The sequence below is a fragment of the Vogesella sp. LIG4 genome (assembly GCF_900090205.1).
In the GTDB taxonomy this organism is placed as follows: Bacteria; Pseudomonadota; Gammaproteobacteria; order Burkholderiales; family Chromobacteriaceae; genus Vogesella.
Genome location: NZ_LT607802.1, coordinates 1951942 through 1970938, shown reverse-complemented (window position 1 = coordinate 1970938; position 18997 = coordinate 1951942). Strand labels below are relative to the sequence as shown.

Here is an 18997-nt window from a genome sequence, read left to right as displayed (position 1 = left end):
GCCAGCGCCTAACCCAGACCCGATACCCAGCCGTAGACCTGGGTATGGCGGAAATAGATGCGGATATTGCGCTCCTCCAGCATCTCGCCCTTTTCCGTATCCGGCAGAAAGCCGTACGCCTGCGCCGCATACATCGCCAGCTGCAGATGCTCCAGCCGCTCCCGGTAGGGCGTGGTGCTGGCGGCGTGCAGGTAATCCTGAAAGGCTGCCGGTAGCTTGTCCGCCGCCAGCACCACGCCCTTGCGCAGCATGAAGGGACCGATCTGCCCGCGCAGCCTGGCCGGGTAGTAATCTTCGCTGTCGGCATCGATGGTGCTGGCCAGCTTGAGCACCGCATGCTGGTAATCGTCGGCCGCGCGCACTTCGTAGCTGTAGAACAGCGTATAGCGGTCGTCGTGCGGTTGCTCCATGCGCATCAGCCGGAAGCTGGCGGCATAGGCCACCCCGGCGATATCCTCGTACTGGCTGATCCTGGCCACGGCGGCACGCTCGTCCGGCTGCAGCGTGGAGGAGCACGCCGCCAGCAGCACCGCGAGCAACACGCCCAGCACCGGGCCCAGTAGCAGAAACCAGCGGCGCGCAGACATCATGAGCAGCCCTACAGCGACAGCAGCGAAACAACCCGGTAGCGGCTGATGCCGATCAGCACCGGGGCAATATTGTTGAGCAGCGCATAGCCGGAACCCTGCTGCAGGCTGCTGCTGAAATCACCGGCGAAGGCCTTGGCCCAGGCAGGCTCACCCACCGAGCTGGCAGCGGCAATCAGGCTGTTGGCGCGCGCCAGCGCGGCCTCCACCCGCTCGCGGCTTGCCTGCACCTGCTGAATGGCGGCCACCACCTGCTGCAGGCTGCGGCGCAGCCCGGCAACGTCGTCGCCACTCCAGCTGGCCGGGGTGATGCTGTCGCCTTGCGGGTCCAGCCGCACCCGGTTGGGCTGCCCGCTCGGAAAGCGGATACCGTCGCCCTTCAGCTGCAGGTTGTCGGCCAGTGCCGGCCAGGCGGTTTCCGCCACGCTGAAAGTCAGCTCGCCGTCACTGCCCAAGCTGGCGCTTATCCCTGCTGCGGCCAACCCCTTGTTGAAGCGGCCGACAATCTCGTCGGCCGTCAGGCCGGGATCGATCACCACCGACTGTGACGGCTTGCCCGGCCCGCCGGGGTAGAAACTCAGGGTTTCCGTGCCGCCCTGCTGCAGGCTCTGCAGGCTGATGCCGCGCAGGCGGAATGAGCGCTGCGCCTCGCCCGGCGCCACCAGTTTCAGGCTGGCATCCAGCGAGGCACCGGTGTCGCTTACCCGCTGCGACCAGTTGGCCGCAAAGTCGGCCAGGTGCCGCGCCAGCGCAGCCTGGTCGCCGGGGCGGCCGGCAAGGCGCGCGCCGAGTTCCTGCTTCAGCGCCTGCAGCTGGCTGGCGGTACGGTCGAGAAAGCCCAGCGCCTGCTGGGCGCTGGTGATCTGCGCATTCAGCTGCTGATCGTTGCCCAGCGCCTGGCTGCTGGACAGCCGCAGCCGTGGCAGCCCCGGCGGCGTGCCGCTGTCGGCCGCCGTGGCGGCAGCCGGCAGTATCGCGCCCAGCGCGCTGCTGCCGGCCAGCCGGCCACTGTCCGGCAAGGTGGATTCAAGCTTCATCGCGCAGCCTCCCCTGCCTTACAGTGCGTTGAACAGCGACAGCTGGCTGACGCGGCCGTACACCTTCTGTGTCGCCTGTACCGCGGTGGTGTAGCCATTGAGTTCCACCGACGCCTTCCCGTAGTCCAGCTGCCCCAGGCTCAGCGCCGCCTGCTGGTTGGAAAGACTGACGTTGGCGTGGTTGCCGTCCAGGGTCTGCAGCGTGTTCTGCGCACCGCCCTGCAGCGCGATCTTGGCCGATACCGAGTTCATGGTGCTGTCCACCAGGTTCAGGCTGGCCGTGATATTGGCCTGGGTGGCCGGGTTGCTGATGTTGAGCGCGGGCGACTGCAGCGTGGCGATGGTGCTGTCCAGCTGGTTCAGCAGGGTTGCCATCTCGTCCAGGCTGACGTTGGCCGCCTGGGTCACGCCATTGCCCACCATCACCAGCTGGGCATTGGTATTGCCGCCGAAAGCGTAGCGGCTGCCCGCCGGCGCCACGGCGTTGAAGGTTGCCGCCGGCTGATTGCTGGCGGTGCCGGAAAACAGGTAGTGGCCTTCGTCGTCGCGGCTGTTGGTGCTGTAGTAGAGGCTGTCGCGCAGCGCCACCAGGGTGCTGGCCATGGCCGCCACGTCGGCATTGCTGTTGCCGCCGCTGTCGGACGCCCACACCAGCTGGTCGCGCGCCTGCTGCATGTCCTTCACCATGCCGTCCATCAGTGCCTCGTTCTTGGTGAGGCGGGTCTTCAGCGCGCTGATGTTGTCGCGGTACTGCGACAGCGCCGCATCCTCACGCTCCAGCCGCGCCAGGCGCACGCTGGTTACCGGTTCGTCCGACGGGCGCAGGATGCGCTGCCCGGTGGCCATCTGCTGCATCAGGTCGGCCATACCCGAGCTGGCAAGCTGCAGGGCCTGGTTCATGGTGGCGCTGTACTGTGTGCTGGCGATACGCATGTGCTGTACTCCTTAACCCATCATGGCCAGCGTGCTGTCGAACAGCTGGTTGGCCACGGCAATGACTTTCATGTTGGCCTGGTACATCTGCTGGAACTGCACCAGGTTGGTGGCTTCCTCGTCCTGGCTCACCCCGCTGGTGGACTTCCAGTTTTCTTCCGTCTGATTGCGCACGGTCTGCGCGGTGGTCAGCGCGGTCTGGTTCTGCTGGCTCTGGGTACCCAGGTTGCCCATCAGCTGGGTGTAGGCGTCGCCCAGCGTCACCGGCCCCAGGCCGCTCACCGTCATGGTCGAGCCGCGCAGGCCGATGATCTGCAGCAGGTTGCTGCTGTCGCCTGGCGTGGTGGCGGAGCCGGCAAACGCCAGGTCCTGCGCCTGCAGGCTGGTATCCACGCTCAGCAGATTGCTGCTGCCGGGCACTGCCGGCAGGAACAGCGGCTGGCCCGGGTTGCCGGCCGGGGTGAAGCCTGCGGCCAACTGGTTGTTGACCGCGGTGGCCAGCCCGGAGGCCATATCGCTCAGCGACTGCAGCATGGGCAGCAGCGTCTGCTGCTCCAGCGAACCCAGGCCGCCCATGGCGCCGCCCAGCTGGCTGTCGGGCAGCACGAAGTTTTCCTTGGCGAACTGCAGCGTCAGCACCTGGGCGCCGCTGGGCGAGCTTTGCACCGCCATGACGCCGGCGGTGTTGCCGGCCACCAGCGGCTGGCCGTTGAGCAGCGACACATTGCGCGCGCCATCGGCCTGGTTCACCACCTGCACGCCGACCAGCTTGGCCAGCTGGTCGATGCTCTGGTCGCGCTGGTCGATCAGGCCGGAGGCATTGTCGCCATTGGCCTGCGCCAGGCTGATTTCCTGGTTGTACTTGGCAATGGCGGTGCTGTAGGCGTTGATCTGCGTCACCATGCTGCTGCGCTGCGCATCCACCGAGATGCGCTGGTTGGCCAGCACCTGCGCCATGGTGTTGAAGTTCTGCGCCAGCGCGCCGGCCGAGGTCAGCACCTGCTGGCGCAGCGGGCTGGACGACGGGTCCACGCTGGCGGCGTTCAGCGCCTTGAAAAAGCCGTCCAGCCCCACGTTGATGCTGGCGGTGCTGCTGCCCATCACCTGCTCCAGCTGCGACAGATAGGGCTGCACGGTGTCGCGCGTGCCCAGCTGCGAGTTGGCGCTCCACAGCTGCTGGCTCTTGTAACTGTCGGAGAAGCGCAGCAGGGCGCTGACATTGACACCGCTGCCGGCAGCGGCGACACCGCCCTGCAGCGGCGCCTGCGCCGCCAGCAACACACCCTGGCGGGTATAGCCGGGCGTCATCACGTTGGCGATGTTCTGGCTGCTGGCGTTCAGTGCGGCCTGGGCCGCCACGGCGCCGGACAGCGCGATATTGATCATGCTCATGGGTGCTTACCGTTAAGGTGCTTGTACAGGCAGAGCGACCGGGCCGGGGCGAAACTTAAATCCGCCGCCGGCTCAGCCCTTGCTGCCCGGCAACAGCTGTTTCACGATCAGGTCGGCAATGCCGAAGGCGCGTTGCGATGCCAGACTGTCCGCCACCTGGCCGTCGGCGAAATCCAGCATGTCGCGGTCGCGCTGGTTGCTGAAAATGCTGTCCTTGTCGCTGAACGCCTCGTTGCTCTGCCGCATCTGGTGCAGCAGCTGCTTGACGAACATGCCTTCGAACTTCACCGCGGCGTCCTGCACCTGCTTGCGGTAGGCAGGGTTGGCCGCATCGCTGGCCGGCGCCACTGCGGCATTTGTCTCCGGGTCCTGCTGCGGCAGTGCGGCCGCGGGGAATTGCGGAAAATTCTGTTGCATCAGATCACCACCAGTTCGCCTTCGATGGCGCCCGCTTCGTCCAGCGCCTGCAAGATCGCCATGATGTCGTCCGGCGTGGCGCCGGTACTGTTCACGGTATCGATGATGGTCTGCAGGCTCACGCCGGCCGGCCACTTGAACATGCGGCCAACGCCCTGCTCCACCTTGATGCTGGAAGACGGCGTCACCGTGGTTGTGCCATTGGACAGCGGGCCGGGCTGGCTCACGTTGTAGCCTTCCGAAATCACCACCTTGAGCACACCGTGCGACACCGCCGCCGGGTGCACGCGCACGCCCTCGCCCACCACCACGGTGCCGGTGCGGGTGTTGAAGATCACCTTGGACACATCCGCGCCCACCTCCACGTTCATGGCGTTGAGCTTGGCCACGAAGGCCACGCGCTGGGTAGGGTCGGCCGGCGCCTGCACTTCCACCGAGGTGGCGTCGTGCGCGCTGGCGATGTGGCCGAACTGGCGGTTCAGCGCGTTGACGATATTGGTGGCGGTCTGGAAATTGGGCCGCTTCAGGCTGAGCTTCACCGTGGGCTTGCTGTCGAAATCGGTGGCGATTTCGCGCTCGATGCTGGCGCCGCGCGGAATGCGCCCGGCGGTGGGCAGGTTGACGGTAACGCTGGAGCCGCTATTGCCCTGCGCGGTTACCGCCGGCACCACCAGGTTGCCCTGCGCCAGCGCATACACTTCGCCGTCGGCGCCGCGCAGCGGCGTCAGCAGCAGCGTGCCGCCGCGCAGGCTCTTGGCATCGCCCAGCGAGGACACGGTCACGTCGATGATCTGGCCCTTGCTGTAGCCGGAGGGAAACACCGCGCTCACCATCACCGCCGCGGTGTTCTTGGCGGTAGCCGAGGTGCCCGGCGGCAACTTGAGGCCGAACTGCTGCAGCAGGTTGGTCAGCGACTGGCCCACATACTTGGCCTGGCTGCCATCGCCGCTGCCGGCCAGCCCCACCACCAGGCCGTAACCGATCAGCTGGTTGTCGCGGATGCCTTCCACGCTCACCAGATTGCGCAGCGGCTGCGCCGCCAGCAGCGGTGCCAGCAGCAGGCCGGCCAGCAGCAGGCAGCCGCCTTTCAGGATAGAAATGTTCATCACGCGCTCACGCATTCCTATATAAGGTTGGCCGCAACATCAGAACGGCATCCACGGGCTGTTGAAGAAGCGCGTCAGCCAGCCGGGGTTGCCGGCATCGGCCAGCGCGCCCTTGCCGAAATACTGGATGCGGGCATTGGCCACCCGCAGCGACGACACCTGGTTACTGTTGTCGATATCGTCCGAGCGCACATAGCCGGCCAGGCGGATCACCTCCTCGCCCTGGTTCAGGGTGACGCTCTTCTCGCCCTTCACCAGCATCAGGCCGTTGGGCAGCACCTGCTGCACCACCACGGTAATCGCCCCCTGCAGCGTGTTCTGCTGCGTGCTGGTGCCCTTGCCGTCGAACTTGCGCTGCGCATCCAGCGAAGCATCCAGCTTGATGCTGCTGCCCAGCACCACCGCCGGCTGTACCGAGGTGGAGCTGTTCTTGTCCAGCGTGGTACCGGCCGACTTGCTGGCCTGGGTGGTTTCCTGCAGCAGCACGGTGAGCACGTCGCCCACGCGGTAGGCGCGCTGGTCGGCAATCAGCGACCAGCCGCCGGCGGCGGTATACACCCCGCCGGCCTGGCCGTGCGGCAACGCCATCTTCGGCACCGGCGGGTCGTAGTTACCATCGCCCGGCGGCGGCTGCATGCCGGTGCAGGCAGCCAGCAGCAGCGGCAGGGACAGAACGGACAGCGCGCGCTTCATCGTGCGGCTTGCGACAGGTACTGCAGCATGTTGTCGGAGGCGGACAGTACCTTGGTGTTCATCTCGTACACGCGCTGCGCGGCGATCATGTCCACCATCTCCTCCACCACCTGCACGTTGGAGCCTTCCAGCGCGCCCTGCTTGAGCTTGCCGATGGCGCCATCGCCCGGCGCACCCACGGTAGGCGTGCCGCTGGCGGCGGTTTCCTTGTACAGGTTGTCGCCCAGCGCCAGCAGGCCGGTGGGGTTCACGAAGGTAGCCAGCTGCAGCTTGCCCACTTCGGTGGGGGCGGCATTGCCCGGCTGGGTCACCGACACCACGCCGTCCTCACCGATGGTGATGGCGGTGGCATTGGCCGGAATGGTGATGTCAGGCTGGATGGGCAGGCCCTGCGCGTTCACCAGGCGGCCTTCCGCATTCAGCTGCAGCTGGCCGGCGCGGGTATAGCCGGTTTCGCCATTGGCCATTTCCACCTGCAGGAAGCCGTTGCCGACAATGGCCACGTCCAGCGGCTGGCTGGTGGTCTGCAGATTGCCGGTGGTGAAGATCTTCTGCGTGCCCACCAGGCGGGTACCGTTGCCCAGCTGGGTGCCGGACGGCGAGCTGCTGTTGGCGCCGTTCTGCGCGCCAGGCTGCTGGTCCACCTGGTAGAACAGGTCCTGGAACACCATGCGGTCGCGCTTGAAGCCCACGGTGTTGACGTTGGCCAGGTTGTTGGCGATGGCCTGCAGCCGGGCGTCTTCCGCCTGGATGCCGGTCTTGCTGATCCACATTGCCGGATTCATGTTTATTCCTTAGGAACGAATGAGGCGATTGCCGGTATCGGCCATGCTGTCCGCCGCCTTGAACAGGCGCATCTGCATCTCGAAATCGCGATTGAGGTTCATGGTCTGCAGCATTTCCTCCACTGCCGACACATTGCTGCGTTCCAGGTAGCCGCCCTTCACCTGCACGCTGTCGTCGGCGTCCAGCGTCTGGCCGCTGCGCGACACCAGCAGGCCGGCCTCGTTCTTGTGCATGCTGGCGCCCGGCGGGTTGACCAGCTTGAGGCGATCCACCTGCTGCGCCGCGCCGCCACCGGCCGGCACGATGCTGACGGTACCGTCCTGGCCGATGCTCATGCTCTGGTACGGCGGCAGCACGATGGGGCCGCCATCGCCCATTACCGGGCGGCCGGCCAGGTTCAGCGTGCCCTCGGCATCCACCGAGAAATTGCCGGAACGGGTATAGGCTTCACTGCCGCCGTAGCCCACGGTGAAGTAGCCGGCGCCGCTGATGGCCACGTCCAGGTCACGCCCGGTCTGCACCAGGGTGCCGGCCGCCGAGTTCACGGTATTGGCCTGCAGCAGCGCCAGGTGGCGCGAGTCGTAGCCGTAGCCGGGCACCTGCTGCGCCTGCGCCTGCTCCAGGTCGGCGCGGAAACCGGCGGTTTCCACGTTGGCCAGGTTGTTGGCGTGTACCTGCTGGGCGTGCAGCGCGCGGTCGGCGCCGCTCATCGCGGTGTAGATCAAGGCATCCATTCAGCTGCGCTCCGCTTACATCGCCTGCATCAGCGACTGAACCATCTGGTTCTCCGCCGAAATCACCTTGCTGTTGGCCTGATAGTTGCGCTGCGCGGTCATCAGGCCGACCAGTTCGGAGGTCACGTTGACGTTGGACTGCTCCAGCGCGCCGGTAGCCAGCTTGCCGGTGAGGCCGGTGCCCGGCGACGACAGCAGCGCGGTGCCGGAGGCAGCCGATGCTTCCCAGGCGGTACCGCTGACCTGGGTCAGCGCGCCTTCGTTGGGGAAGGCCGCCAGCGCCAGCATGCCCACGCCCTGCTTCTGGCCGTTGCTGTACTGCGCCAGCAGCGTGCCGTCTTCGGCCAGCGATACGCCGGTGAGCGTGCCGGAGGCATAGCCGTCGCTGCTGTTCACCGAGGTGGTGGTCTGGCCGGCGAACAGCGTGGTGCCGGCATAGTTGAAGTTGACGGTCAGCGGTGCGGCGCCGGTAGGGGTGCCCAGGTTCAGCGCCACCGGGGCGGCCGGAGCGGTGAGCTGGCCATTGGTGCCGAAGGTCAGCGTGGTGGTGGCCGCGTTCGGTGCGCCGTCAACGCTGTAGTTGACGGTGACCTGGCTGGCGCCGCTCTTGACGAAGTACTGGGTGACGGTGTGCTGCGCGCCCAGCGAATCGAACACCGTGGACACCATGGAGCTGTTGAACGACGTCGGGTCGGCGGCATTGAACGGCGCGGTGGCCGGGGTGGTCCAGTCGGCCGACAGGTTGGCCACATACTGCACCGTACCGGTAGCCTTGGCGGCAATCTGCCCCACCGGCACCTTGAGGTCGCCCATGGCGCCCAGCGCGGTGCTGCCCGGCACCACGGCGTAGCCCTGCACGCGCTGGCTGCCGGTATCGGTCAGGTAGCCGTCCTTGTCGACGTTGAAAATGCCGACGCGGCTGTACTGCACGGTGCTGCTGCCCGGGTCGCGCATGATGAAGAAGCCGCGGCCGGCAATGGCCACGTCCAGCGGACGGCCGGTGGACTGGATATTGCCGCCGGTGTTGATCGACTGGGTGATCGAGCCTGCCGCCACACCGTTGGCCTGGCTGCCGGCATACACGGAAGTGAAGTTGGTGCGGCTGGACTTGAAGCCATAGGTGCCGGAGTTGGCAATATTGTTGGTGATGGTGTCGAGTTCGTCCTTGATGGCGTTGATGCCGGACAGTGCGATGTCGAAACTCATGCTGCTTCCTTTCAGCCAGCTTAGGCAGCCGGACGGCCGTTGAATTGGGTGATTGCCGCGGCATCGATGCTGCCGACACCGGAAATATTCAGTACCGCGCTGCCGTTGCTGCCAACGCGCACGCTGTTGATGGTGCCGCCGATCTCCACCGTCGGGCTGGCGCCACTGTCGGTGCGCGCGGCAATGCTGTAGCTGCCGGCCGGCAGGCCCAGCGCAGCGGGGTCGATGTTGAACGACACCGGGCCGGCCACTTGCGGCCCCAGCGCCAACACGTGCGGCTGGCCGTCGCTGCCGGTCAGCGTCAGGTTCAGCTGCGCGGTGTTGTTGTCCAGGTTCACCGCGCCGTGCAGCGGGCTGCTGCCCAGCTCCACATTGCCGGTCTGCACCATCACGCTGGCGCCTACCTGGCCGCCCAGCGCCAGCGTCTGCAGGTTCTGCAGCATGCCGTTGCCGCTGCCGGTCTGGCTGCTCATCTTGTTCAGCGCTTCCACCTGGCTCAGCTGGGTGAGCTGGCTCACGAACTGGCTGGGGTCGGTAGGCGACAGCGGGTCCTGGTTCTGGATCTGCGCCACCAGCAGCTTGGTGAACATATCGGACAGCTGCGCACCGTTGGTGGCGGCCAGAATGGCGTCGGAGCTGCCGCTGCTGCCGCTCTGGGCGGTGTTGTTCAGGGTGGTCTGCATGCTTAGCCTTCTCCCAGCTTCAACAGGTCCTGCTGCATGCCTTTCACGCGCGACAGCACTTCCACATTGGTTTCAAACGCCCGGCTGGCCGACAGCATGTCGGTCATTTCTTCCACCGGGTTCACATTGGGGTAGAACACCATGCCTTCGGCATTGGCCTGCGGATTGTCCGGCTCGTAGGCCTTGCGCAGCGGCGTGGTGGTCTGCACCACGTCCAGCACCTGCACCTTGGCCGCGGAACCGCGCGCGGCAAAATCCTCGCCCGGCAGGAACACGCTGGCGAATACCGGCTTGCGCGCGTGGTAGGTGGCCTGCTCGCTGCCGGCCGCGCTCTGCGCGTTGGCCAGGTTGCTGGCGATGGTGTTCAGGCGGATGTTCTGCGCCGTCATGGCCGAACCGGCGATCTGGGCGATATCACGGAAACTCATGCTTGCTCCCTATGCTCAAGAGGTGCCGTTGATGGCCTTGGCCAGGCCCTTGAGCTTGATGTTCAAGAAGGCGAGGCTGGTCTGGAAGTCGCTGCCGTTCTGCGAGAACGCCGCCTGCTCCACCCCCAGCTCCACGGTATTGCCGTCCTGGCTGGGCTGGTTCGGGCGGCGATAGCCCATTACCGCGCCATCCGTTTCCGCCGACATGCCGTCTTCGCCGCCATCGGCCAGTTGCGCCATGCTGGCCTGAAAGTCGATATCCCGCGCCTGGAAACCCGGCGTCGTGGCGTTGGCGAGGTTCGATGCCAGCACCTTGCTACGCTCGGCGCGCAGCTTGAGGGCATCGACATGCAGCCCCAGCGCCTGATCGAATTGAATTCCCATCTGTGTTTCCTCACTGCCCTGCGTCTGTTTCGACCACCCGGCCAAAGCCGGAACCGTATAATTCCGCCATCGACACCCGTCAGGCTCGCGCCCAACCATGTCCCTGTCTCTCACCCGCTGCGGCGTACTCGCCGCGCTGCTGCTGCCGCTACCGCTGCTGGCAGCCCCCCAGAGCGCCGCCAATGCGCAGACGGAGGAAGCTGCCCGCCGCTACCTGGCCGACTACGCCGGCCGCCAGCACTTCGCCGCACCGCAGATCAGCGTGCAGGCGCTGCCGGCGCAACGCCCGCTGCCGCCTTGCGGCCAACCTTTCGCCGTTACCCCGGCCGACACCCGCAACTGGCAGCGCATGCGCTTCAGCCTGCGCTGCCCGGACAGCACCGCCAGCAGCGAGCTGGTGGTACGCGCCGAGATGGCTGCCAGCGTGCTGGTGGCCCGCCAGGACATCCCCGCCGGCCAGGCCATCGACGCCGCCGCCGTCGGCAGCGAGGTGCGCAATCTGTCCGCCACCCCCGACGCCATCGGCGACATCGCGCTGGCGGCGGAGCGCACCGCGCGCCGTACCATCCGCAGCGGCCAGGTGCTGCAACTGCGCGCGCTGCAACCGCAACTGCTGGTACAACGCGGCCAGACGGTGCAGATCCTCGCCCGCCAGGGCGGCATCGAGGTCAGCGTGCCGGGCGAAGCCCTGCAGGCCGGCGCCCGCGACGAACAGATCCGCGTCCGCAACCTGGCCAGCAAGCGCATCATCAGCGCCGTGGTGCTGGATGCCGGTAGCGTGGCCCCGGTCGATACTGCTATTCCTTAACGCTGCTGCAGGCTGGCAGCCAGCTGCTGCAGCTTGTCGGCATACGCCGGGTCGGTGGCATAGCCACCACGCGCCAGTGCGCCGGCAAAGGCGCGCGCATCGTGGCCCGCGCCCTGTACCGCCGCAAAACGCGGGTTGCCCTGCAACAGGGCAACGTAATCGTTAAAGGCGCTGCGGTAGTCCGGGTAGGCGCGAAAGCGCTCCACCGTCTTTACCGCTTCGCCATGCACATGTTCGGTCGTCAGCACGTCGGCCACCGCGCCATGCCAGTCACGGCCGGCCTTGATGCTGAACAGGTTGTGGCTGTTGCCGTCCGCGCCCATGATCGGGCGCTGGCCCCAGCCGGATTCCAGTGCCGCGTGCGCCATCACCAGCTCCGGCGCCACGCCCAGCTTGGCGCCCGCCTCGCCGGCCCACGGCGCCACCGCGGACAGGAAATCCTGCCGGCCGGCATCGCCTGCCGCCGCAGCCGGGTCGGCGCTGGCCGCACCCTGGGTGCGCAGCCGCCATGCCTGCGCCGCGGCGCTCAGGCCGGGCGCGTCGCCGCCGCTGAAACCATTGGCTACCGTGGCGGCAATGTCGCGCTGCGCATCGGCCACCAGGCGGCCGAAATCCATGCCGCGGCCCCGGCCGCCCAGTGGCAGCGCCACGTCGTCACCACTGAAGGCAGTGCTGCTGCCTGCTTCAACGCGCCACATAGACATCGCTCTCGCCGTGCAGCACGCGCTGCATGATTTCCTGCTGGCTGTGCATCAGCCGGCCGTTGCGTGCGTTCAGTTCCTTGCAGCGGCGCACCGCGTGCTGCAACTCCTCCCACCAGCCGGCCAGTGCCGCCGACGGCACGCCGGGCAGGAAGTCGATCACCGCCTCCATGCTCACCATCTTGTTGCTGCCCAGCAGCCGTGCGGCCAACGTTGGCCGCACGCGGCGATGCGCATCCAGCCGCTCCAGCAGCACTTCGATGCGCTGGTTGATGTCGCTAATGGCCGCGCTGTCATGGCGCAATGCCGCGGCGAACTGGTCTTCCAGCAGCTGCTCCAGCACGCGGTAGTCGTTGCGGTCGCTGGCCACGTCGGCCAGCAGCGTCTTGGCGGTGTCGCGCGGGTTCATCCACGCCCCCCGTGGTAGCGGCGGATCAGCCCGGCCAGCTTGCCGGCGTCAAAATTGATCTTGCCCTCAGCCAGCGCGGTCTTGATCTCGGCCACGCGCTCGGCATCGATTTCCGGCTGCGCATCCAGCGCCGCCTTGGCCGGCTGCAGTACCGCCGACTGCAGCGGCGCAGCCACGGCCGGCGCTGCCGCCGGCGCCTGCGGGCGCGCAGTCACGTTGGCCGCACCGCTCTGGCTGGCCGTGGTATCGCGAACTTCCGGTACACCGCTACTGTTGCTGATCTTCATCGCTTCATCCTTGCCTGTGCGTTAACTGTGTCGTGCCGACACAGCGACGCAAAAGCCGCAATTCTTAAATGCCACTCGCTTGGCCACTCATTTGGCCGGCCCCTGCAAGCGCTGCTGCAGCGCCTGCAATGCCTGGCCGTTCGGCGCCACCGTGTCCACGCCGCGGGTCAGCGGCACCACCTGTTGCGGCATGCCGTACATGGTGGCGATCAGCCTGGCCTGCGCCGGCGTCAACACCAGCAGCTCGATGCGGCGGTTCACCGCCGCCAGCGGCTGCGCGCTATCCAGCGGCGCCCGCTCGGCCATGCCCACCACCTGCAGCACCTTGCCGGCCGGCAGGCCGCCCTGCAGCAGGTTGGCGCGCGCGCTCATGGCGCGGGAGCTGGACAGGCTCCAGTTGGAGAAACCGCTGTTGCCCTGACCGTGGTACTGCGCGGCATCGGTGTGGCCGACAATCACCAGCTGGTTCTCGATGCGCGCGAACACCGGCGCGATACGCAGCAGCAGCGCGCGAAACGGGTCGCTGGGTACTGCGCTGCCGCGCTGGAACATGCCCTGCTTGTCGGTGTCGTGCAGCATCACCCGCAGGCCGTACGGGGTGATCATGGTCTGCAGGTTGCCGGCCAGGCCGGCGGCTTCGCTCATGTCGGCCAGCGCCTGCGCCAGCTCCTGCATGTCGGCGGCGCTGTCGAAACGGGTCTTGCTCAGGTGGATGTCGCCATTGTCGGTATCGCCGGCACTGTGCTTGCCCGGCGCCTTGGCCTCGGCCGCCTGGCCCGGCACCGGCTCGCGCGGAATCAGGCTGCCCGGCGGGTAGCTGATGTGGTCGAGCAGGCTGGGGTTGCCATCCGCCACCACGCTGCCGCCGGAGCTGTTCACCACCGCTTCCAGCTGTTCCTGATTGCGTGCGGCCAACACCCACAGCACCAGGAACAGACACATCAGCGCCAGGCAGAAGTCGGCGAAGGCCACCTTCCAGGCACCGCCGTGCTCGTCTTCCTCGTGCCCGCGGGAGACACGTTTGACGATGGCTTCTTCGTCGTGCTTGTCTTTGACGGCCATGGCTTAGGCGGCTTCCAGTGCGTTGATCCAGGTTTCCAGCTGCGCGAAGCTGGGCTTGATATTCAGCTGCACCAGGCGGCGGCCGGCATCGATGGCCAGCAGCGCCGGCTTGCCGGATACATGGGTCACCAGCACCACCTTCACGCATTCGAAGTCGGACAGCTCGGTGTTCACCAGCTGCTTCATCACGTTGGAGATCGGGTCCAGCACGCCGTAACAGAAGAAAATACCGATGAAGGTACCCACCATGGCGGCAGCCACACGCTCGCTGATCTCGGCGGCGGAGGCGCCGCTGCTCACGGTGTTCATTGCCATCACGATGCCCAGCACCGCGGCCAGAATGCCGAAGCCCGGCATCGCCTCGGCGATCTTGTGCAGCGATTTGGACGGCTGCACCAGCTGTTCGTGAATCGCCTCCAGCTCCTGCTCCAGCACGCCTTCCAGCTCATGCGCGCTGATCTTGCCCATCGCCATCAGGCGGAAGTTGTCCACGATGAAGGCCAGCAGCTTGGGGTTGTGCAGCACCTGCGGGTAACGCTGGAACAGCGAGCTTTCGCGCGGCGCTTCCACGTGTTCGTCCAGCGCCTTCAGGCCGCGGCTGGCGGTCTGCAGCAGTTCGTACATCAACAGCAGCAGCTGGCGCTGGAATTCGGAATCGCGCTTGCGGCGGGTAATCACCTTGCGCAGCTGGCCGCCCATTTCCACCAGCACGTGCTTGGGGTTGCCCAGCACGATGGCGCCCACTGCCGCGCCGACGATGATGATGATTTCAATCGGCTGCCAGATCACGTGGAAGCTGCCGCCGTTCATCACGAAACCGCCGAACACGCAGGCCAGTACGATGAAAATGCCGAATATCTGCTGCATCTGTGCTTACTCTGTATGTAATGTTTCCGTTTCAGGCGTCCGCCAGGACTGCCCGCATTTTCTTCAGCGCCGCCTTGTTGATCTGGCAGACGCGCGCCTCGGTCAACTCCAGCACCGCGGCAATTTCCTTCAGGCTCAGTTCGAACTCGTAATACAGCTGGATCACCCGCTGTTCACGCGCATCCAGCGCCAGCAGTGCCTGCTCCAGGCTGCGGCGGTCCATGTACTGCGCCTCCACGCTGCCACCCACCTGCTGCAGCGCCTCGTCGTGCATCAGCTCGTCGAAGCTGGCCAGCGTTTCGGCGTTTTCCGCCAAGAGGTATTCCTGGTAGGCAGCCACATCCATGCCCAGCGCGGCGCTGGCTTCCGCTTCGTTCGGCTCGCGGCCCAGCTTGCGCGACAGTTCGCGCAGCGCGTCGCGGCTGCGGTGCGCTTCCTGCCGCACCGTGCGCGGCCGCCAGTCCTGGCGGCGCAGCTCGTCGAGAATGGCGCCGCGCACCCGCAGGCCGGCATAGGCACCAAAGCGTTCGTCCGGCACGCCGCCGTAGCGGCGCAGCGCGTCCAGCAGGCCCATCAGGCCGATCTGCTCCATATCCTCGCGGTCCATCGCGCCGCCCACCTGCGACGACAGCTGCCGCACCACGCGCTTCACCAGCGGCGCGTAGTCGCACAGCACCTGGCGTTCGGCCACGGCACCGGCGGGGGGCTGCATGCAGGCGTATTCCATTACCAGGGCCATGGCTTACTCGATGATCAACTTGCCGATCATGGCTTCGGTGAACGGCTTGGGCCGTCCCTCGCGCTGGTAGGCCGCGCTGAACGCCTTGTTCAGCGCCGCGGCGAACTGGTCGATATTCATCAGCCGCGCCTGGTCCATCGGGTAGGCGGACAGTGCGCGCAGCGCGATGCTGCGCAGCAGCGGCAGGTGTTCCTTGGTCATCGCTTCGTCGTCACCGCTGGTGCGGAATACCAGGTCCACCGCCAGGTAATGGTTCAGCGGCGCGCCGGCGTGGTCGCGCAGCATCACGATCACCTTGTCCAGGCTCACGTACTTGTAGTCCTTCACTTCCACCACCGGTGCTTCGTGCCTGGCCGGCCTGGCATCACGCCACTGCAGCCAGAACCAGCTGCCGCCCGCGCCTGCCAGCAGGGCGGTGATTACTGCGGCACCGATGAACAGTTTCTTGTTTGCCATGCTTTAACCAACCGTTTTGTCTTGTCTGGTGTCAGCCCAGCGAAAAGCTGGTCTGTTCATAACCTTGTTCCGCCTCGTGCAGGGCCTGGCCCGGGCGCTGCTGCTCGCGCGGCTGCCGCCCCTGCCCGCCCTGGCTGCCTGCCTGCTGGCGGCTGTCGGCCACCCACACGCTGACATCGCCGTACTGGCGGTTGCCCAGCCCCTGGCGCAGGTTGTCGCTGATGCCGTGCAGCTGGCGCAACAGCTCGTTGTTGCCGGCGGACAATTGCACCTGCAGGCTGCCGCCTTCATGGCGGATGGCGATTTCCAGGCTGCCCAGGTGCGGCGGGTCCAGGCGGATCACCGCGTTCTGGATGCCGTTGGCGGCCTGGACATTGAGGCGTTCGCCCAGCGCCTGCTGCAGCGGCTGCGCCCACTGTGCCGGCTGGGCTGCCGGCAGGCGGATCGGCGCCCACTGCGCCGGTTGCACCTGGGCGGTACTGGCCGGCAGGGTCTGCATCAGCGTGCCTGTCGGCTGCGACACCACCGGCGCGGCGCTGTCGGCAGCGTCGTCCACGCTGGCGGTGGCCTTGAGCACGGCGGCCGGCATGGCGGCCTCCGGCTGTGCCGCCTGGGCCAAAGCACGCTGCGGCGCGGCGGCATCGCTTGCGGCCAACGTTGCGGCGGCCAGTGCTTGTTGCGGGGTGTTGCTCATGGCGGTGGCCGTCGGCAACTGCGTCAGGCCGGCAAGCGGCACACTGCTGTTGCTATTGACGGCCACAGCGGGCTGACGGCTGCCGGCTGCGTCGCTGCTGCCGGTTACGGGAGCCGCGGCCTGGGCGGACAGCAGCAGTACTGCCGGCGGCAGTTGCTGCGCCGGCAGGGTCAGCGCCGGGTTGGCAACGCTGCTATCGCTGGCGGCGGCAGCCGCCTGCTTGCTGTCGTCGCTGTCATCGGTGGCCACGGTGGTGTCAGCCGTGGCAGGCAATACGCTGCCGGCGGCCACGCCGGGCTGCGCGGCATCCGGCAGCGGGTCGGTTTGTGCGCTGGCGTCCTGCGGCTGCGCGGCGGCCGGCAGGCCGGCCTGCAGCAGCTTGCCGAAGCTGGCAGCGCCGGCCTGGGCCGGTGCCGCGTCGGCGGCGGCCGGCTGCGGCGCGGCTGCCAGCGTGCTGGCAGCGCTTGCGCTGCCGGCTGCCGGGCTGTCGCCCTTGGCGCTGGAAACAATGCTGTTCATCTCGGATTACTCCATGTTGGCGGCCAGCGCGTACGCCAGCCAGCCTTCGCGGTTCTGCTGCCAGTCGGCCATGCGGGCCGTCAGCTGCTGCATTTCACTGTCGCAGCGCTGGCAGGCCAGTTGGTGCGCGGCGCGCAGCGGCGGCAGTTGCTGACTCTCGTGGCTGCTCAGCGCGCGGCTGCTCAGCCGGCCGGCCAGCGCCGCCAGCTCGCGGTCGGCGGCGGCCAGCGCCGGCCAGTCGCGGCTGGCGCCGGCCTGGTCCAGGCGCTGGGTCAGCGTGCGCATCAGCGCTGCCTCAGGCATTGGCCGCTTCCACCTTCTGCCAGCCACCCTTGAGGGTGTTCACCAGGCCCTGCACCTCGTCGATGATGGCGGCATCCAGCTTCAGGCCCGCCTCGTTCAGGCGCCAGGCGCAGTAGTCGTACAGCCGCGCCAGGTTGGCCACCACCTCGCCACCGGCTTCCATGTCCAGCGCGCTGGACAGGCCGTTGAGGATGTCGATGCACTTGTTGATGCTGCGGCCCTTGGCTTCGAAGCGCTGCTGCTCGATATGGCCGCGTGCGCGCGCCATTTCGTCCAGCAAGCCGTTCATCAGCACCAGCACCAGCTGCACTGGCGAGGCATTGGCGGTCTGCGCGTCCAGATTGACGGCGTGGTAACTGCGGTAGCCTTCGTAATCCAACTTCTACTCCCTTGAACCGTCGTTAATTGCCCAGCATCGATAGCGAGCTGGTGGTCTGACTCATCTGCGTCTGCAGCGCCTGCAGCTGGCTGAACTGCTGCAGGTAGCGGTTGTAGGCGCTGTCGTAACTGGCGCTCAGTTCGTCCTGGCGGCGGCCCAGCACCTTCTGCAGGGCGGACAGCGAGCTCTGGCGCTGCTGGATCTGGCCGTTTACCGAGCCGAGCCAGGAATTGAGGTAGTTCTGGTAGCCGGTGAGCATGCCGCTGCTGCCGCCCAGCAGCTGGTCCAGCCCGCTGGGGTTGGCCGCAAGCGCGGTTTGCAGCTTGCTGCTGTTCAGCGACAGCGTGCCGTTGCGATCGGCGCTGATGCCGAACTGGAACAGCGTCTGGCCGTTGAAGCTCTGGCGCAGCAGGCTGGCCAGCCGGCTTTGCAGGCTGCGCACGCCGGCATCGTTGGCAAAAGCGGCGGCGCTCTTGTTGTTGGCCGCATCGCCGGTGTCGGTGAGGTTGTCCAGCTGGGTTTTCAGCGCGTTGTAGGCATCGACGAAGCTCTGCACGTTCTTGGCGGTGCCGCTGTTGTCGGCGGCCACGGTCAGCGATACCGGCGCGCTGCCGCTGGTCATGGCCTGGGTGAAGTTGATGCTCACCCCGCTGATGCCGGTGTAGGTATTGCTGGCCTGCTGGATCTTGATGCCGATGTTCTCGGCACCCAGCCACGCGACGGCGTCCTGCGGCGGCACCAGCTGGGTGGGGGCGGCGCCCAGCGCACCTTTCAGTGCGGCATCGCCCACCAGGCTGGCATCCACCGTGATCTTGCTGTTGGCGCCGGTATTGCCGGCCCCCAGCATCAGCTGCGCCTGGCCATTGACCGTCACGATGCTGGCGGACACCTTGCCGCTGTTGCCGGCGGCCTGGTTGATGGCGCGCGCCAGGTCGGCCGGCGCGAAGTTGCCGCCGCTGCCCAGGGTGGACAGGTCCACGTTCAGGCTGGTGCCATCGCCCAGCGAGATGCCCAGCTTGCCGCTGGCGGCGGCGCTGGCCGGCAGGCCCTGGAACAGCACCTGGTTGGCACTGGCCAGCTGCGATACGAAAAAGCTGTAGTTGCCGGCCTGCGCGGTGCCGTTGGCGCTGGCATTGGCCACCGCGGTATTGGAGAAGGTCGCCGTCTGCTGGATCACGGTCTTCTTGCCGGACAGCGTGGTCAGCGCGCTCTGGAAGGTCTGCAGCGCGCTTTGCAGCGTGGTCAGCGCCTTGCCGGTGCTGGTGGCGTCCTGCGTCTGGTTGTTCAGCAGGGTCTGTGCATCCTGCACGTAGCTGGTGGCCAGCTGCTGTGCAATCTGGCTGGGGCTGGTAGTGGAAAAGTCGATTCCTGCCATCATCAATCTCCC

Annotated in this window: 25 protein-coding genes; 1 reads left to right on the top strand and 24 read right to left on the bottom strand. The window is 67.0% G+C overall.

Features of this window, described 5'->3' with window-relative positions:
• Positions 1–8: 8 nt before the first annotated feature.
• The 13 genes from PSELUDRAFT_RS09265 to flgB all read right to left on the bottom strand — a co-directional run bounded on the left by PSELUDRAFT_RS09265 (position 9) and on the right by flgB (position 10386).
• Positions 9–590, bottom strand: a complete 582-nt coding sequence (locus PSELUDRAFT_RS09265) for a hypothetical protein (protein WP_088966575.1) — start codon at positions 588–590, stop codon at positions 9–11.
• Positions 591–598: 8 nt separating this feature from the next.
• Complete coding sequence (locus PSELUDRAFT_RS09260; RefSeq protein WP_088966574.1) at positions 599–1624, bottom strand: hypothetical protein; 1026 nt, start codon at positions 1622–1624, stop codon at positions 599–601.
• An 18-nt stretch (positions 1625–1642) separates the two neighbouring features.
• The gene (locus PSELUDRAFT_RS09255; protein WP_088966573.1) at positions 1643–2557 is read right to left on the bottom strand and encodes a flagellar biosynthesis protein FlgL; all 915 of its coding nucleotides are present in this window, start codon (positions 2555–2557) and stop codon (positions 1643–1645) included.
• Positions 2558–2569: 12 nt separating this feature from the next.
• A complete protein-coding gene (flgK, locus tag PSELUDRAFT_RS09250) occupies positions 2570–3949 on the bottom strand; it encodes a flagellar hook-associated protein FlgK (protein WP_088966572.1) in 1380 nt (459 codons plus the stop codon).
• A 72-nt stretch (positions 3950–4021) separates the two neighbouring features.
• On the bottom strand, positions 4022–4366 hold the full coding sequence (locus tag PSELUDRAFT_RS09245) for a rod-binding protein (protein ID WP_088966571.1): 345 nt from the start codon (positions 4364–4366) through the stop codon (positions 4022–4024).
• The gene (locus PSELUDRAFT_RS09240; protein ID WP_231895347.1) at positions 4366–5472 is read right to left on the bottom strand and encodes a flagellar basal body P-ring protein FlgI; all 1107 of its coding nucleotides are present in this window, start codon (positions 5470–5472) and stop codon (positions 4366–4368) included. Before PSELUDRAFT_RS09240 ends, PSELUDRAFT_RS09245 begins: the two co-directional genes overlap by 1 nt.
• A gap of 39 nt (positions 5473–5511) precedes the next feature.
• Positions 5512–6165: a flagellar basal body L-ring protein FlgH gene (gene flgH / locus PSELUDRAFT_RS09235; RefSeq protein WP_088966569.1), complete on the bottom strand. Its 654-nt coding sequence runs from the start codon at positions 6163–6165 to the stop codon at positions 5512–5514.
• Complete coding sequence (flgG, locus tag PSELUDRAFT_RS09230; RefSeq protein ID WP_088966568.1) at positions 6162–6950, bottom strand: flagellar basal-body rod protein FlgG; 789 nt, start codon at positions 6948–6950, stop codon at positions 6162–6164. Before flgG ends, flgH begins: the two co-directional genes overlap by 4 nt.
• A 9-nt stretch (positions 6951–6959) precedes the next feature.
• A complete protein-coding gene (locus PSELUDRAFT_RS09225; protein WP_088966567.1) occupies positions 6960–7685 on the bottom strand; it encodes a flagellar basal body rod protein FlgF in 726 nt (241 codons plus the stop codon).
• 15 nt (positions 7686–7700) lie between these two features.
• Entirely contained in the window at positions 7701–8891 is a 1191-nt protein-coding gene (locus tag PSELUDRAFT_RS09220; protein WP_088966566.1) for a flagellar hook protein FlgE, read from the bottom strand.
• Between the two features lie 20 nt (positions 8892–8911).
• A complete protein-coding gene (locus PSELUDRAFT_RS09215) occupies positions 8912–9574 on the bottom strand; it encodes a flagellar hook capping FlgD N-terminal domain-containing protein (protein WP_088966565.1) in 663 nt (220 codons plus the stop codon).
• A gap of 2 nt (positions 9575–9576) precedes the next feature.
• On the bottom strand, positions 9577–10002 hold the full coding sequence (gene flgC, locus PSELUDRAFT_RS09210) for a flagellar basal body rod protein FlgC (RefSeq protein WP_088966564.1): 426 nt from the start codon (positions 10000–10002) through the stop codon (positions 9577–9579).
• A 15-nt stretch (positions 10003–10017) separates the two neighbouring features.
• A complete protein-coding gene (gene flgB, locus PSELUDRAFT_RS09205; RefSeq protein WP_088966563.1) occupies positions 10018–10386 on the bottom strand; it encodes a flagellar basal body rod protein FlgB in 369 nt (122 codons plus the stop codon).
• Between the two features lie 97 nt (positions 10387–10483).
• On the opposite strand from flgB, the gene flgA reads away from it, so the two are divergent.
• Entirely contained in the window at positions 10484–11194 is a 711-nt protein-coding gene (flgA, locus tag PSELUDRAFT_RS09200) for a flagellar basal body P-ring formation chaperone FlgA (RefSeq protein WP_088966562.1), read from the top strand.
• Here flgA and PSELUDRAFT_RS09195 read toward each other — a convergent pair.
• The 11 genes from PSELUDRAFT_RS09195 to fliD all read right to left on the bottom strand — a co-directional run bounded on the left by PSELUDRAFT_RS09195 (position 11191) and on the right by fliD (position 18988).
• On the bottom strand, positions 11191–11898 hold the full coding sequence (locus tag PSELUDRAFT_RS09195) for a glucosaminidase domain-containing protein (RefSeq protein WP_088966561.1): 708 nt from the start codon (positions 11896–11898) through the stop codon (positions 11191–11193). The genes flgA and PSELUDRAFT_RS09195 overlap by 4 nt on opposite strands.
• Positions 11879–12304 (bottom strand): flagellar protein FlgN, encoded by a 426-nt coding sequence (locus PSELUDRAFT_RS09190; RefSeq protein ID WP_088966560.1) that lies wholly within the window; start codon positions 12302–12304, stop codon positions 11879–11881. Before PSELUDRAFT_RS09190 ends, PSELUDRAFT_RS09195 begins: the two co-directional genes overlap by 20 nt.
• Positions 12301–12591, bottom strand: a complete 291-nt coding sequence (gene flgM / locus PSELUDRAFT_RS09185; RefSeq protein WP_088966559.1) for a flagellar biosynthesis anti-sigma factor FlgM — start codon at positions 12589–12591, stop codon at positions 12301–12303. Before flgM ends, PSELUDRAFT_RS09190 begins: the two co-directional genes overlap by 4 nt.
• A gap of 87 nt (positions 12592–12678) precedes the next feature.
• Positions 12679–13653, bottom strand: coding sequence for a flagellar motor protein MotB (locus PSELUDRAFT_RS09180; RefSeq protein WP_088966558.1), 975 nt, complete (start codon positions 13651–13653; stop codon positions 12679–12681).
• A gap of 3 nt (positions 13654–13656) precedes the next feature.
• Entirely contained in the window at positions 13657–14520 is an 864-nt protein-coding gene (motA, locus tag PSELUDRAFT_RS09175) for a flagellar motor stator protein MotA (protein ID WP_088966557.1), read from the bottom strand.
• Positions 14521–14551: 31 nt separating this feature from the next.
• On the bottom strand, positions 14552–15259 hold the full coding sequence (locus tag PSELUDRAFT_RS09170; protein WP_088966556.1) for a FliA/WhiG family RNA polymerase sigma factor: 708 nt from the start codon (positions 15257–15259) through the stop codon (positions 14552–14554).
• A gap of 3 nt (positions 15260–15262) precedes the next feature.
• Positions 15263–15715 (bottom strand): flagellar basal body-associated protein FliL, encoded by a 453-nt coding sequence (gene fliL, locus PSELUDRAFT_RS09165; RefSeq protein ID WP_088966555.1) that lies wholly within the window; start codon positions 15713–15715, stop codon positions 15263–15265.
• A gap of 31 nt (positions 15716–15746) precedes the next feature.
• Positions 15747–16928: a flagellar hook-length control protein FliK gene (locus PSELUDRAFT_RS09160; protein ID WP_088966554.1), complete on the bottom strand. Its 1182-nt coding sequence runs from the start codon at positions 16926–16928 to the stop codon at positions 15747–15749.
• 6 nt (positions 16929–16934) lie between these two features.
• On the bottom strand, positions 16935–17231 hold the full coding sequence (locus tag PSELUDRAFT_RS09155) for a hypothetical protein (protein WP_088966553.1): 297 nt from the start codon (positions 17229–17231) through the stop codon (positions 16935–16937).
• Positions 17224–17610: a flagellar export chaperone FliS gene (gene fliS, locus PSELUDRAFT_RS09150; RefSeq protein ID WP_088966552.1), complete on the bottom strand. Its 387-nt coding sequence runs from the start codon at positions 17608–17610 to the stop codon at positions 17224–17226. The genes PSELUDRAFT_RS09155 and fliS overlap by 8 nt, the downstream gene beginning before the upstream one ends.
• A gap of 22 nt (positions 17611–17632) precedes the next feature.
• Positions 17633–18988 carry a flagellar filament capping protein FliD gene (gene fliD / locus PSELUDRAFT_RS09145; RefSeq protein ID WP_197693952.1) on the bottom strand — a complete coding sequence of 452 codons (1356 nt, stop codon included), beginning with the start codon at positions 18986–18988 and terminating at the stop codon, positions 17633–17635.
• Between the last annotated feature and the right edge of the window lie 9 nt (positions 18989–18997).

Excerpts from the sequence above, each read along its gene's own strand:
- PSELUDRAFT_RS09265 (WP_088966575.1), bottom strand. The coding sequence starts at position 590 with ATGATGTCTGCGCGCCGCTGGTTTCTGCTACTGGGCCCGGTGCTGGGC.
- PSELUDRAFT_RS09260 (WP_088966574.1), bottom strand. The coding sequence starts at position 1,624 with ATGAAGCTTGAATCCACCTTGCCGGACAGTGGCCGGCTGGCCGGCAGC.
- PSELUDRAFT_RS09255 (WP_088966573.1), bottom strand. The coding sequence starts at position 2,557 with ATGCGTATCGCCAGCACACAGTACAGCGCCACCATGAACCAGGCCCTG.
- flgK (WP_088966572.1), bottom strand. The coding sequence starts at position 3,949 with ATGAGCATGATCAATATCGCGCTGTCCGGCGCCGTGGCGGCCCAGGCC.
- PSELUDRAFT_RS09245 (WP_088966571.1), bottom strand. The coding sequence starts at position 4,366 with ATGCAACAGAATTTTCCGCAATTCCCCGCGGCCGCACTGCCGCAGCAG.
- PSELUDRAFT_RS09240 (WP_231895347.1), bottom strand. The coding sequence starts at position 5,472 with ATGAACATTTCTATCCTGAAAGGCGGCTGCCTGCTGCTGGCCGGCCTG.
- flgH (WP_088966569.1), bottom strand. The coding sequence starts at position 6,165 with ATGAAGCGCGCGCTGTCCGTTCTGTCCCTGCCGCTGCTGCTGGCTGCC.
- flgG (WP_088966568.1), bottom strand. The coding sequence starts at position 6,950 with ATGAATCCGGCAATGTGGATCAGCAAGACCGGCATCCAGGCGGAAGAC.
- PSELUDRAFT_RS09225 (WP_088966567.1), bottom strand. The coding sequence starts at position 7,685 with ATGGATGCCTTGATCTACACCGCGATGAGCGGCGCCGACCGCGCGCTG.
- PSELUDRAFT_RS09220 (WP_088966566.1), bottom strand. The coding sequence starts at position 8,891 with ATGAGTTTCGACATCGCACTGTCCGGCATCAACGCCATCAAGGACGAA.
- PSELUDRAFT_RS09215 (WP_088966565.1), bottom strand. The coding sequence starts at position 9,574 with ATGCAGACCACCCTGAACAACACCGCCCAGAGCGGCAGCAGCGGCAGC.
- flgC (WP_088966564.1), bottom strand. The coding sequence starts at position 10,002 with ATGAGTTTCCGTGATATCGCCCAGATCGCCGGTTCGGCCATGACGGCG.
- flgB (WP_088966563.1), bottom strand. The coding sequence starts at position 10,386 with ATGGGAATTCAATTCGATCAGGCGCTGGGGCTGCATGTCGATGCCCTC.
- flgA (WP_088966562.1), top strand. The coding sequence starts at position 10,484 with ATGTCCCTGTCTCTCACCCGCTGCGGCGTACTCGCCGCGCTGCTGCTG.
- PSELUDRAFT_RS09195 (WP_088966561.1), bottom strand. The coding sequence starts at position 11,898 with ATGTCTATGTGGCGCGTTGAAGCAGGCAGCAGCACTGCCTTCAGTGGT.
- PSELUDRAFT_RS09190 (WP_088966560.1), bottom strand. The coding sequence starts at position 12,304 with ATGAACCCGCGCGACACCGCCAAGACGCTGCTGGCCGACGTGGCCAGC.
- flgM (WP_088966559.1), bottom strand. The coding sequence starts at position 12,591 with ATGAAGATCAGCAACAGTAGCGGTGTACCGGAAGTTCGCGATACCACG.
- PSELUDRAFT_RS09180 (WP_088966558.1), bottom strand. The coding sequence starts at position 13,653 with ATGGCCGTCAAAGACAAGCACGACGAAGAAGCCATCGTCAAACGTGTC.
- motA (WP_088966557.1), bottom strand. The coding sequence starts at position 14,520 with ATGCAGCAGATATTCGGCATTTTCATCGTACTGGCCTGCGTGTTCGGC.
- PSELUDRAFT_RS09170 (WP_088966556.1), bottom strand. The coding sequence starts at position 15,259 with ATGGCCCTGGTAATGGAATACGCCTGCATGCAGCCCCCCGCCGGTGCC.
- fliL (WP_088966555.1), bottom strand. The coding sequence starts at position 15,715 with ATGGCAAACAAGAAACTGTTCATCGGTGCCGCAGTAATCACCGCCCTG.
- PSELUDRAFT_RS09160 (WP_088966554.1), bottom strand. The coding sequence starts at position 16,928 with ATGAACAGCATTGTTTCCAGCGCCAAGGGCGACAGCCCGGCAGCCGGC.
- PSELUDRAFT_RS09155 (WP_088966553.1), bottom strand. The coding sequence starts at position 17,231 with ATGCCTGAGGCAGCGCTGATGCGCACGCTGACCCAGCGCCTGGACCAG.
- fliD (WP_197693952.1), bottom strand. The coding sequence starts at position 18,988 with ATGATGGCAGGAATCGACTTTTCCACTACCAGCCCCAGCCAGATTGCA.